The sequence below is a fragment of the Mesorhizobium sp. M7D.F.Ca.US.004.01.2.1 genome (assembly GCF_003997785.1).
GTDB classification, from domain to species: domain Bacteria; phylum Pseudomonadota; class Alphaproteobacteria; order Rhizobiales; family Rhizobiaceae; genus Mesorhizobium; species Mesorhizobium loti.
Map to the genome: position 1 here is coordinate 1 of NZ_RZRQ01000192.1, position 11,551 is coordinate 11,551.

Consider the following 11,551-nt stretch of genomic DNA (forward strand, 5'->3'; position numbering starts at 1 on the left):
GCACCGGCGAGATGCTGACGCTCACCGCCGACCAGGTGTTCAAGGCAATCGGCCAGAGTTTTGTGCCGGCCGCGCTCAACGGCAGCGGTGCGTCGATCGACCTCGAAGCCGGCCGCATCAAGGTCGATGCGGAAGGACGCACCTCGCTGGCGAAAGTCTGGGCCGGCGGCGACTGCATCTTCGGCGGCGACGACCTGACCGTCTCGGCCGTGGCGCAAGGCCGCGACGCGGCGGAGAGCATCAACAGGAGTCTCACGCAGGGATAGGGATCATGGCTACGGTGGAACCGGGCATCGCCCGTCACTACGACATATCGGGTTTAGAGCAGCGGATCCTTGCCGCGCTCGCCGATACCGGCGTGGAAATTGCCCATCTGCGTGCCGGCGATCTCGAAGCGGTCGACGAATTCCATATTGGCGGTGTCGCCGCCACCAGGGAACTCATCGATCGGATGGGGTTGAAGCCAGGGGCCGAGCTTCTCGATATCGGATCCGGTGTCGGCGGTCCGGCCCGCTTTGTCGCGAACAGCATCGGCGCCGATGTTACCGGCATCGACCTGACGCAAAGCTATGTCGATATCGCCACCAGCCTGTCGAAGCGAACCGGATTGGCCGACAAGACGCGCTTCGTGCAAGGCAGCGCGCTGGACATGCCATTCGCCGATGCCAGCTTTGATGCGGCAATGATCCTGCATGTCGGCATGAACCTTCCCGACAAGCCGAAGCTGATGAGCGAGGCTGCCCGCGTGTTGCGGTCGGGCGGTGTCTTCGCCGTCTACGATGTCATGCGGCTGAAGGACGGAGCGCTGACCTATCCGTTGCCATGGGCGTCCGATGAAACCATGTCCTTCGTCGCTACGCCGGACGACTATCGCTCGGCGGCAGTCGCCGCGGGGTTCTCGGTGACCGCTGAACGGCCACGCGGCGCTTTTGCCGTCGAGTTCTTCGCGACAATACGTGCTCGAATGGCCGCCGCGCAAGCGGAAGGCAGGAAGCCGCCGCCCGGCGTCGGCCTCATCATGGGCGAGGACGCCCGCACCAAGGTCGCCAATATCACCGCCGCGCTTGAAGGCGGCATTCTCGCACCCGTCGAACTGCTCCTTCGTCTCGGCTGAAAGGGACCTGTCATGGCAGACATCCGCAACAATTTCGTCGGCATCAAATCGCCAAATCCGTTCTGGCTGGCCTCGGCGCCGCCGACCGACAAGGCCTACAACGTCATCCGCGCCTTCAAGGCCGGCTGGGGCGGCGTGGTGTGGAAGACGCTGGGCGAGGAAGGTCCGCCGGTGGTCAACGTCAACGGCCCGCGCTATGGCGCGATCTGGGGCGCCGACCGCCGCCTGCTCGGCCTCAACAACATCGAGCTGATCACCGACCGCGACCTGCAGGTCAATCTGCGCGAGATCAAGCAGGTCAAGAAGGACTGGCCCGACCGCGCCATCGTAGTCTCGCTGATGGTGCCTTGCGTCGAGGATGCCTGGAAGGCGATCCTGCCGGTGGTCGAGGAGACGGAGGCCGACGGCATCGAGCTCAATTTCGGCTGCCCGCACGGCATGTCGGAGCGCGGCATGGGTGCCGCCGTCGGCCAGGTGCCGGAATACATCGAAATGGTCGTGCGCTGGTGCAAGCAGAACACCCGCATGCCTGTCATCACCAAGCTGACGCCCAACATCACCGATGTGAGGAAGCCCGCGCGCGCGGCACACGCTGGCGGCACCGACGCCGTGTCGCTGATCAACACCATCAACTCGATCACCGGCGTCGATCTCGATAGCTTCGCGCCCCAGCCGACCATCGACGGCAAGGGTTCGCATGGCGGCTATTGCGGCCCGGCGGTGAAGCCGATCGCCATGAACATGGTGGCCGAGATCGCGCGCGATCCTGAAACCCACGGCCTACCGATCTCCGGCATCGGCGGCATCACCACCTGGCGCGACGCGGCCGAATTCATGGCGCTCGGCGCCGGCAATGTGCAGGTGTGCACGGCGGCGATGACCTACGGCTTCAAGATCGTGCAGGAAATGATCGCCGGCCTGGAAAACTGGATGGACGAGAAGGGCCATGCCTCGCTGGACGACATTGTCGGCCGCGCCACGCCCAATGTCACCGACTGGCAATATCTCAACCTCAACTACATCGCCAAGGCGCGTATCGACCAGGACGCCTGCATCAAATGCGGCCGCTGCCACATCGCCTGCGAGGACACTTCGCACCAGGCGATCACCAGCATGGTCGACGGCGTCAGGCACTTCGAAGTGATCGAGGCTGAATGCGTCGGCTGCAATCTGTGCGTCAATGTCTGCCCGGTCGAGAACTGCATCACCATGGAGCCGCTGGCCGCCGGCGTGATGGACCAGCGCACCGGCAAGCCGGTGTCGCCGATCTACGCCAACTGGACGACGCACCCGAACAATCCGATGGCCAAGGTAGCGGCGGAGTAGGGGCCGGCGCTCAACGAAAAAACGGCGCCTTCGGGCGCCGTTTTTCATTTTCTTATTGCAGATAAAAATTATCCACGATAAGAGATATCCATGAATTGGAGACCAACACAATGAAGCTGGGCGAGGGCGTTGAAGCAGCCATCCACTGCGCCGCCATGCTGGCCGGCGTCGAAGGCAACAGCACCATGGCGGGCGCTGCCATGGCGGAGGCCTTTGGCCTGTCGCCAAGCTATCTGCTGAAGCATCTCAACATGCTGAGCGCGGCGCGCATCCTGGAATCGGTCTCGGGACCGGCCGGCGGCTACCGGCTGGCGCGGCCGGCCGAGCGGATTTCGCTGCTCGATATCGTGCTGGCGGTCGAAGGGCGCGAGCCGGCTTTTCGCTGTGGCGAAATCCGCCGCAACGGTCCGGTCAGGCTCGACGCCTCGGCCTACGTTAAACCCTGCGGCATCAATGCCGCGATGCTGAAGGCCGAACGGGCTTATCGCGCCGCACTCGCCGAGGCAAAGCTGTCGGATATCGTGGCCACTTACGCGGCAGAAGGCGACCCCAGATCGCTTGTCGCGAGCTGCGCCTTCGTCGAGCGCCATCAGCGGCCGCAGAAATCCAGTTCAACCAAGCAAGCGTAAAGGACATCAAGATGAAACAGAGGCTGCAATTTTTCGCCAAGGCGCCGGAGATCATGAAGGCGGTGTCGGCGCTCAACAAGGCGGTGGACGAATGCGGGCTCGAGGAAAGCCTGCTGCACCTGATCAAGCTCAGGGCGTCGCAGATCAATGGCTGCTCGTACTGCGTCGAGATGCATAGCCGTGAGGCGAGGCGTGACGGCGAGACCGAGCAGCGGCTCTATCTGGTTTCGGCCTGGAAGGAATCGCCGCTGTTTTCCGAGCGCGAACGCGCCGCCTTGGCCTGGACCGAGGCCGTCACCCTGATCGCCAACAACGGCGTGCCGGACGAACTCTATGCAAGGACGCTCGAGCATTTCTCGGAAGAGGAGCTGGTCAAGCTGTCCGTAGCGCTCGGCATGATCAACACCTGGAACCGGCTGTGCATCCCGTTCCAGGCCATTCATCCGATGCCGGCGGCCAAGGCCGCCTGATTGTCCGGATTGGGTTTTGGAGCGCCGTCGAGAAGGCGGCGCTCCAACTGTTTTATGGGAGAGTTTGATGCCTGCCGATTTGCCTTCGACCTTGTTGTTTCTCGGCCGCCTGTTGCTCGGCGGCGCCTTCGTCTTCGCCGGCCTGCGCAACATCCAGAACGCGGCCTTCCTGACCGGGCTGATGGCCGCGCGCGGCGTGCCGCAGTCACGGTTGGCATTGTGGCTCGGCATTGTCCTACAGGTCGCCGCCGGTGTGCTGGTCATCGCGGGCCTCTGGACGGCATTCGCTGCGACGGTGCTGCTGGTGTTCCTGATCGTCGCCACGCCGATGTTCCACAATTTCTGGGACCATCAGGGTCCGGAGCGCGCTTCGCGTATCAATGGCTTCGTCGGCAATGTCGCTCTGAGCGGTGGTTTTCTGACGCTGATCGCGCAGTCTGCTTGATGCGGCTCCATGCCGAGTTCGGCAGTGTGGTGCCGACGGCATCCATCATTAAATCGGAACCAATCCAGCCGTTGACGCATTTCGCACCTGTATGCCGAGCATCCAGGATGAAATATGAAAATAGCCCATGTCGCGCCGCTTTATGAATCGGTGCCGCCCAGACTCTATGGCGGCACCGAGCGCATCGTCTCGTATCTGACCGAAGCGCTGGTCGATTTGGGCCATGAGGTGACACTGTTTGCCAGTGGCGACAGCCAGACCTCCGCGAAGCTGGTGGCTGGCCGGGAGTGCGCCCTTCGCCTCGACCCGCGCCCGCTGAAATCCGAGATTGCGGCACATCTTTCGATGTTGGCGCAGGTGCGAGACCGGGCGCGAGAGTTTGACGTCATCCACTTCCACCTCAGCCACTTCCTGCACTTTTCCTTCTTCGAGGACATTGCCGAGCGGACGGTGACGACGCCGCATGGCAGGCTGGACTATGTCGACCTGGCGCCCACCTATGAGCGTTTCCCGCGTTTTCCCCTGATTTCCATTTCGCACAGCCAGAAGGCAGGCCTAGCCAAGGCCAACTGGCTGGCGACGATCCACCACGGACTGCCGACCGGTATCTACGAACCCACTTTCGGGGCGACACCGGAAGAACCCTATCTTGCCTTCCTCGGCCGGTTTTCACGCGACAAGCGCCCCGACCGTGCCATCGAGATCGCGATGCGCTCGGGGCTCAAGCTGAAGCTTGCGGCAAAGATCGGCGACGACGATCGCGCCTATTTCCATGAGGTGGTCGAGCCGTTGATCGACGGCGATCGCATCGTCTATGTCGGCGAGATCGAGGAGCACCAGAAGGCGGAATTTCTCGGCAAGGCGGCCGGCTTGCTGTTCCCGATCGACTGGCCGGAACCGTTCGGCCTTGTCGCTATCGAGGCAATGGCCTGCGGCACGCCGGTGATCGGCTGGAATTGCGGTGCACTGCCGGAAATCATCGATCACGGCGTGACCGGGTTCATCGCGGAGTCGGTGGATGGCGCGGTCGCAGCGGTGCCTGACCTGCTGCAACTCGACAGGCGAAAGGTGAGAGCGGTTTTCGAAAAGCGGTTTTCCGCCAGAAGAATGGCCGGCGACTATCTAGCCGCCTATGCGCGGCTGATCGGCGTCCCGAGCGAGGCGAAAGCGTCGTGAGCAGCGGTGTGCACCAGCGGCAAGACCGCAACAACGGGGATCTATGACCAATGGCTCTACTCGATGAGCGCCAGCTCGATCCTGCAGTTGCGCTTGCATCGCTCGACGCAACCGCACCTCGCGAGCCGCACCGGCTGTTTGCGCTCAAGCAGGGCGACTGCTTTGCGGTCGCCGATGCCTATGGCGACATACGCGGCGCCGGCGACGGTTTCTTCCGCGACGACACACGGGTGCTCTCCGAATTCCGGCTGACCGTCGGTGGCCGGCAGACTTCGTTGCTTGGCGCTTCGCTCAGCCAGGACAATGTGCTGTTCACCACCAACCTGACCAATCTGCCGATGCAAAGTGCCGCCGGTCGCGACATTCCGCAGGGCGCCATTCATGTCGAACGCGTCAGGCTGCTGTGGCAGGACAGGCTGTTCGAACGCATCACACTTTCCAACTACAGCCGGGAAACCTCGACAATCGGCGTTTCCCTACACTTTGCCGCCGATTTCCGCGACATGTTCGAAGTGCGCGGCTCGACACGGCTGCGCCGTGGGATGGCGCATGTGGCCGAGATGGACGCGACATCCGTTCTGCTGCGCTATGACGGGTTGGACGGGCTGGCGCGCGCATCGGCGATATCGTTCTCGCAAGCACCGGACCAGCTGACGGCCGACCGCGCCGATTTCCTGCTCGCCGTGACCAAGCGCAGCAGCATGGTGCTGTATGTCGAGGTTGGTCCCGAGTTGGCCGAGCCGCCCGATCGCGACCGTTTCCGCGCCGCTGCCGCCCGGGCGCGCTTTGGCATGCGGGCCAAGCGTCGCCATGGCGCGACGGTGCACAGTTCTGGTCGCGTCTTCAACGATTGGGTCGAGCGTGCCCGTGCCGATGTCGCGCTGCTGACCACCGAGCTTGCGACCGGACCCTATCCCTATGCCGGCATTCCCTGGTTCTCGACGGCGTTCGGCCGTGACGGCGTCATCTCGGCGCTGCAGATGCTATGGCTCAATCCGGGCCTGGCACGGGGCGTGCTGGCCTTCCTTGCCCAGCACCAGGCGACGGAGACGTCGCCGTTCAGCGATTCGCAGCCGGGCAAGATCATGCACGAGACGCGCAAGGGCGAGATGGCGGCGCTGCGGGAGCTTCCCTTCGGCCGCTACTATGGCGGCGTCGATACGACGCCGCTCTACATCCATCTCGCCTGTGCCTATGCTGATCGTACCGGTGACATGGCGTTCATCGACAGCCTGTGGCCGTCGCTATGCGCCGCGGCCGAATGGACGGAGGAGGCGGGCCGAGAGACCGGCTTCGTGACCTATCAGCGGGCCGCCGAGTCCGGTCTCGCCAACCAGGGATGGAAGGACAGTTTCGATTCCGTCTTTCATGCCGATGGCCGCATTCCCAAGGGCCCGATCGCGCTGGTCGAAGTGCAGGGCTATGTCTTTGCCGCCTTTCGGGGGCTGGCCAAGCTTGCCCGCCGCCGTGGCGAGGACGACAAGGCCGATCACTGGGAGGATCGCGCCGAGGCCATGCGGGTGGCCGTGGAACGCGACTTCTGGCTCGACGATCTCGGCTTCTACGCCCTGGCGATCGATGGCGAAGGCGAACCCTGCAAGGTGCGGACCTCGAATGCGGGCCATCTCCTCCTTGTCGGATTGCCTGAGCCGGCGCGGGCGCAGATGGTCGCAGACCAGCTTCTTTCCGCCTCCTTCCATTCCGGCTGGGGGCTGAGAACGCTTGCCGACGATGCCGTGTTCTTCAACCCGATGTCGTACCACAATGGCTCGATCTGGCCGCATGACACCGCCATGTGCGGTGCCGGCCTGGCGCGTTATGGCGAGCGTGAAAGCGTGGTCCGCCTGATGAGCGGCACGTTCGAATCCGCGGTCCATTTCAACATGCGGCTGCCCGAACTGTTCTGCGGTTTTACCCGCGCGCCGGGCGAAGCACCCATCGCCTATCCCGTCGCCTGCCTGCCGCAAGCGTGGTCGGCAGGCTCCGCCTTCATGCTGATGCAGGCGTGCCTTGGCCTGGAGATCGACGGCTGGGACGGCGAAATCCGGGTTACCCGCCCGAGGCTGCCGATCGGCATCGACACGCTCACGCTTCGCCACCTGGGCGTTGGCGAAAGAGTGGTCGATCTCACCTTCCAGCGCGTCGGCGACCGGGTCGTCGCTTTCCTCGCCGACCGCCATGAAGGGCTGGTGCCGCTCATCGTCAGAACATGATTCGAACAAAATTGGCGGAACCGATCCGGGCTTTGTGCGTTGCAAAATACAGGTCCGGACGGCGACCCCTGTCGCCGCGGACAGTTTCAAATCGGAAACACGAACAAAACGGCCGCCGAACGGCCGGAGGTGAGTTGGCATTCCCATGACAAATTACGGTGCGGACCTGCTCTGGGTTCTAATCCTCGCGAGCCTCGGTTTTTCCGCTTTTGCCGTTTTCTTCTCTCTATCGCGGCAGCGCCGCAGTCAACCTCCGGCGGTTGCGCATACAGCGGGCGAAGACGTGGCCGCGGAAGCGGCGCGCAAGGTGATCCGGGAATTCGAAAAGAATGGTCAATCGGCCGATGCTGCGCTGGTGACGTGGTCGCCCGAAACATTGCGCAAGATACTGGCCGACGACCTGCCGGAGGCGCAGGTCATCGTGGTGTCCAACCGCGAACCCTATATCCACAACATCAGGGATGATGGCGTCGAATTGCTGGTGCCGGCCAGCGGGCTGGTGTCGGCGCTCGAGCCGATCACGCGCGCCTGTGGCGGCACCTGGATCGCCTATGGCGGTGGAACCGCGGACCGTCTGACGGTCGACCAGGACGACCGGGTACAGGTGCCGCCCGGCCATCCGTCCTACACGCTGCGCCGGGTCTGGCTGACGGAGGAAGAGCATCAGGGTTACTATCTCGGCTTCGCCAATGAGGGCCTCTGGCCGCTTTGCCATATCGCCTTCACCCGACCGATTTTTCGCGCCTCGGACTGGGAGGCCTATGAGGCCGTCAACCGGAAGTTCGCCGACACGGTGGTGGCCGAAGCGCGCAACGAGCGGCCGATCGTGCTGGTCCAAGACTACCACTTCGCGCTGCTGCCGCGCATGATCCGCGAGCGCCTGCCGGAGGCGATCGTCATCACCTTCTGGCACATCCCATGGCCGAACTCGGAAGTGTACAGCATCTGTCCGTGGCGTGAGCGCATCCTTGAGGGGCTGCTCGGCAGCTCGATCATCGGTTTCCACACCCAGTTCCACGCCAACAATTTCACTGAAAGCGTCGATCGCTTCCTGGAAAGCCGCATCGAGCGGGCGGATGCGGCGATCTCCTATGGCGGGCAGACGACGCTGGTGCACGCCTATCCCATTTCGATCGAATGGCCGGCGGACCTGCTGGCAAAATTGCCTGATGTCGATGACTGCCGCGCCCGCCTGCGCGACCGGTTCGGACTGAAAGCGGATGTGAAGCTGGCCGTAGGCGTCGAGCGTCTCGACTACACCAAAGGCATTCTGGATCGGTTTCAGGCGCTGGACGAATTGTTCAAGCGATACCCTGAATGGATCGGAAAGCTGTCTTTCCTGCAGATCGCGGCGCCCAGCCGCGGCACGCTGCCGGCTTACAAGCTACTCCACGACGAATGCCACCACTATGCCGAGGAGCTCAACCAGCGTTATGGCAGCGAGGGTTACAGGCCTGTGATCATGGTGGCCGAACATCACTCGCAGGAACAGGTCTATGAGATCTATCGCGCCGCCGACATATGCATGGTCACCAGCCTGCATGACGGCATGAACCTGGTCGCAAAGGAATTCGTCGCGGCCCGCGAAGACGAACAGGGCGTCTTGATGCTCAGCACATTCGCCGGTGCCTCGCGCGAATTGCTGGAGGCGCTGATCGTCAACCCCTACGACGCGGCCATGATGAGCGAGGCGTTGCTGCAGGCACTGACCATGACGCCGGACGAACAGCGCGAGCGCATGCGGCCGATGCGGCAGATGGTCCGCGACAACAATGTCTATCGCTGGGCCGGCAGCATGCTTCTGGACGCGGCGCGCCTGCGCAAGCGCGGTGACCTCGATCGAGTAACCGGTGCTGGCGACCGGCCGCCCGGCATCGACAATGTCGTATCCATGTTCGAACGCAAACGGGTGGCAATGTTATGAGCGAGACCCTGGTTATGAGCGAGAGCCTGAAAAAAATTGCCAGCGAGAGCCTGCAAAAGCCGCCGGCCTTGCTGACTGGCGAATGGGCGTTGTTCCTCGACATTGACGGCACGCTGCTGGAACATGCGGAACACCCCGACGCCGTCTCGGTCAGCGACGAGCTTCGCTCCTTGCTGCAGGGGCTGGATCGCAAGCTGAACGGGGCATTGGCCTTCATCACAGGCCGCTCCGTTGCGGCAGCGGATCAGCTGTTTCAGCCTTTGAAGCTGCGCGCAGCCGGGCTTTATGGCCTGGAACACAGGCTGTTGCCGGACGACGACGTCGAAGTCGCCGGCGAGCCGGCGGATATCGCGGCGCTTGCCGACGAGATCCAGGCCGAGCTCGGTCGTGGGGCCTATATCGAGCGCAAAGGACGGGTGCTGGCCATCCACACGCGCGCTGCCCCGCACCTGCTTCCCCGCGCGACGCAGCTTGTCGAGCAGGCGCTGGCCACGCTGCCAAAGGGCTACCGCGTGGTTCCCGGCAATGCCGGTGTGGAACTGCTGCCGCTCGAGGCCGCCAAGGGCGCCGCGATCCGGCGCTTCATGGACATCGCGCCATTTGTGGGCCGCCGCCCGGTCTTCCTGGGCGACGACACCTCGGACGAAAACGGCTTCGAGGCCGTCAATGATGCCGGCGGCCTGTCGATACGGGTCAAGCCACCTGCGCATACCACCGCGCAGTACGGGCTGGCCGGTGTTGCCGAAACGCTCGCCTGGCTGAAAAGTCAGCTCTAGGTCCGGCCGAAGCGCACCCCGATCGCGCATCTGGAAAGGGCAAGGAAAGGAACGGTTCGATGGGACGCTTTGCACAATTGGTTCGAGAGATCACGCCAAGTTGGCTTCATTCCCGCTCCTCCCGCCACGGGGCCGCCGACATTTCACCGTCCGATGCCGACTCCAGTTGGCAGGAAGCGATCGACAACAAGCTGTATGGGGCTGATACGCCTGATTATTCCTATGTTCCGGAGCAGCCTGTTACGCCGCAAACCGCAGGCCGCCGTCACAGGTCAGGACCTGACCGGTCATGAAACCGTTGGAGACGAGAAAGGCGATTGCCGAGGCGACGTCTTCGGCACGGCCGATGCGGCCAACCGGCGTCTTGCCGGCATAGTCGGCAAAGATAGCCTGCCTCTGCTCCTCGGCCAGAAAATCCCACCAGGGCGTGTCGATGACGCCGGGCGCCACGACATTGACGCGCAGCGGCTTCAGCTCCAGTGCCAGGATCGGCACCACGGTCAAAAGCATGCCGTTGATGGCGGCGATGCCGGCGACGCCGGGCGTTGCGAGCTGCGCCGAGACCGCCGAGATGAAGGTAACCGATCCGGCCTTGTTCAGCGTCGGCAAGGCCGCCTGCAGGCAGGACAGCTGCGGGCGGACTTTCTCGTCGACGCCACTGCCGATGTCGCTCAGGTCAAGTGTCGGGAAGGGGCCAAGGCCCTTGCCGCCGCTGGCCGCAAGCACCAGATGGTCGAAAGGACCGAGGCGCTCGAAGAACTGGCGGACCTCATCCGGCTTCGAGGCGTCGAAAGCAGCCTTCTCGGCAGCGCCGCCAAGGCTTTTCCACGCGCTCTTCAGTTTCTCTTCGTTGCGCCCGGTAATGGTCACCTTCATGCCCGGGCCGAGCAGCTTGCGCGCCGTCGCCAGGCCGATGCCGGACGAGCCGCCGATGATGACGGCATGTTGGATTGTCTTGGTCATGAATGCTGTTCCTTCGATGTGGGGGAGGCCGGGCCGATAAGATCGAGGCTCAAGGCTCGCAACTGTTGCCTTGCCTTGGCGTCATAGGCCTGGGCGTGGGCATGGGATTCCCGCAGGCCGTCGAAATAGAGGCCGCTTTTCCCGTCGAGCGCGGGTGAGATGGCGAGGTTGAGGATGGCGTCGGCGCCGGTCTCGACCGAGCTCCATGGCGTCACGCCTGCCTGCCGGACCATGGTGGTGTTCATGTAGCTCGCCGGATGCAGCGCGTTGACGGTGACGCCGGTGCCTTTCAGCTGCTCCGCCAAATCGACAGTGAACAGAATCTGCGCCAGTTTGCTCTGGCAGTAGGCGCGGACACCGCCATAGGAGCGGGTCAGCATGACATCGCTGAAGTCGATCGCCTGCTGTCCCGCCGAGGCGACATTGACGATGCGCGCTGGAGCGCTCGCCTTCAGCAGTGGGAGAAGCTCCGATGTCAGCAGGAAACCGGCGAGATAATTGACAGCGAAGCGCAG

General features: G+C 63.5%; 12 protein-coding genes. 10 read left to right on the top strand and 2 right to left on the bottom strand.

Annotation, left to right across the window (positions count from 1 at the left end; all coding sequences use genetic code 11):
- From EN993_RS22920 to otsB, 10 genes are all read left to right on the top strand, one after another.
- Positions 1-266: FAD-dependent oxidoreductase (locus tag EN993_RS22920; RefSeq protein ID WP_164757764.1), on the top strand; the 266-nt coding region annotated here is incomplete at its 5' end.
- Between the two features lie 5 nt (positions 267-271).
- The gene (locus EN993_RS22925; RefSeq protein ID WP_109668396.1) at positions 272-1,114 is read left to right on the top strand and encodes a methyltransferase domain-containing protein; all 843 of its coding nucleotides are present in this window, start codon (positions 272-274) and stop codon (positions 1,112-1,114) included.
- A gap of 12 nt (positions 1,115-1,126) precedes the next feature.
- The gene (gene preA, locus EN993_RS22930) at positions 1,127-2,440 is read left to right on the top strand and encodes an NAD-dependent dihydropyrimidine dehydrogenase subunit PreA (protein ID WP_127264895.1); all 1,314 of its coding nucleotides are present in this window, start codon (positions 1,127-1,129) and stop codon (positions 2,438-2,440) included.
- A 110-nt stretch (positions 2,441-2,550) separates the two neighbouring features.
- A complete protein-coding gene (locus EN993_RS22935) occupies positions 2,551-3,069 on the top strand; it encodes an Rrf2 family transcriptional regulator (protein WP_127264896.1) in 519 nt (172 codons plus the stop codon).
- A gap of 11 nt (positions 3,070-3,080) precedes the next feature.
- Positions 3,081-3,539: a carboxymuconolactone decarboxylase family protein gene (locus tag EN993_RS22940; protein ID WP_127264897.1), complete on the top strand. Its 459-nt coding sequence runs from the start codon at positions 3,081-3,083 to the stop codon at positions 3,537-3,539.
- Between the two features lie 67 nt (positions 3,540-3,606).
- A complete protein-coding gene (locus EN993_RS22945) occupies positions 3,607-3,984 on the top strand; it encodes a DoxX family protein (RefSeq protein ID WP_127264898.1) in 378 nt (125 codons plus the stop codon).
- A 114-nt stretch (positions 3,985-4,098) separates the two neighbouring features.
- Complete coding sequence (locus EN993_RS22950) at positions 4,099-5,160, top strand: glycosyltransferase family 4 protein (protein WP_127264899.1); 1,062 nt, start codon at positions 4,099-4,101, stop codon at positions 5,158-5,160.
- A gap of 50 nt (positions 5,161-5,210) precedes the next feature.
- The gene (locus EN993_RS22955; protein ID WP_127264900.1) at positions 5,211-7,373 is read left to right on the top strand and encodes an amylo-alpha-1,6-glucosidase; all 2,163 of its coding nucleotides are present in this window, start codon (positions 5,211-5,213) and stop codon (positions 7,371-7,373) included.
- 145 nt (positions 7,374-7,518) lie between these two features.
- The gene (locus EN993_RS22960; RefSeq protein WP_127264901.1) at positions 7,519-9,297 is read left to right on the top strand and encodes a trehalose-6-phosphate synthase; all 1,779 of its coding nucleotides are present in this window, start codon (positions 7,519-7,521) and stop codon (positions 9,295-9,297) included.
- Positions 9,294-10,073 carry a trehalose-phosphatase gene (gene otsB / locus EN993_RS22965; protein WP_245468938.1) on the top strand — a complete coding sequence of 260 codons (780 nt, stop codon included), beginning with the start codon at positions 9,294-9,296 and terminating at the stop codon, positions 10,071-10,073. The genes EN993_RS22960 and otsB overlap by 4 nt, the downstream gene beginning before the upstream one ends.
- 240 nt (positions 10,074-10,313) lie before the next feature.
- On the opposite strand, the gene EN993_RS22975 is transcribed toward otsB, so the two are convergent.
- Together EN993_RS22975 and EN993_RS22980 are read right to left on the bottom strand one after the other, a co-directional pair.
- On the bottom strand, positions 10,314-11,036 hold the full coding sequence (locus tag EN993_RS22975) for an SDR family oxidoreductase (protein WP_127264903.1): 723 nt from the start codon (positions 11,034-11,036) through the stop codon (positions 10,314-10,316).
- Positions 11,033-11,551, bottom strand: a 519-nt coding sequence (locus tag EN993_RS22980) for an SDR family NAD(P)-dependent oxidoreductase (protein WP_127264904.1), incomplete at its 5' end; no start/stop codon positions are given. The genes EN993_RS22975 and EN993_RS22980, both read right to left, overlap by 4 nt.

Coding starts and splice junctions, on each gene's coding strand:
- EN993_RS22955 (WP_127264900.1), top strand. CDS start 5,211: ATGGCTCTACTCGATGAGCGCCAGCTCGATCCTGCAGTTGCGCTTGCA.
- EN993_RS22935 (WP_127264896.1), top strand. CDS start 2,551: ATGAAGCTGGGCGAGGGCGTTGAAGCAGCCATCCACTGCGCCGCCATG.
- EN993_RS22950 (WP_127264899.1), top strand. CDS start 4,099: ATGAAAATAGCCCATGTCGCGCCGCTTTATGAATCGGTGCCGCCCAGA.
- preA (WP_127264895.1), top strand. CDS start 1,127: ATGGCAGACATCCGCAACAATTTCGTCGGCATCAAATCGCCAAATCCG.
- otsB (WP_245468938.1), top strand. CDS start 9,294: ATGAGCGAGACCCTGGTTATGAGCGAGAGCCTGAAAAAAATTGCCAGC.
- EN993_RS22975 (WP_127264903.1), bottom strand. CDS start 11,036: ATGACCAAGACAATCCAACATGCCGTCATCATCGGCGGCTCGTCCGGC.
- EN993_RS22925 (WP_109668396.1), top strand. CDS start 272: ATGGCTACGGTGGAACCGGGCATCGCCCGTCACTACGACATATCGGGT.
- EN993_RS22940 (WP_127264897.1), top strand. CDS start 3,081: ATGAAACAGAGGCTGCAATTTTTCGCCAAGGCGCCGGAGATCATGAAG.
- EN993_RS22945 (WP_127264898.1), top strand. CDS start 3,607: ATGCCTGCCGATTTGCCTTCGACCTTGTTGTTTCTCGGCCGCCTGTTG.
- EN993_RS22960 (WP_127264901.1), top strand. CDS start 7,519: ATGACAAATTACGGTGCGGACCTGCTCTGGGTTCTAATCCTCGCGAGC.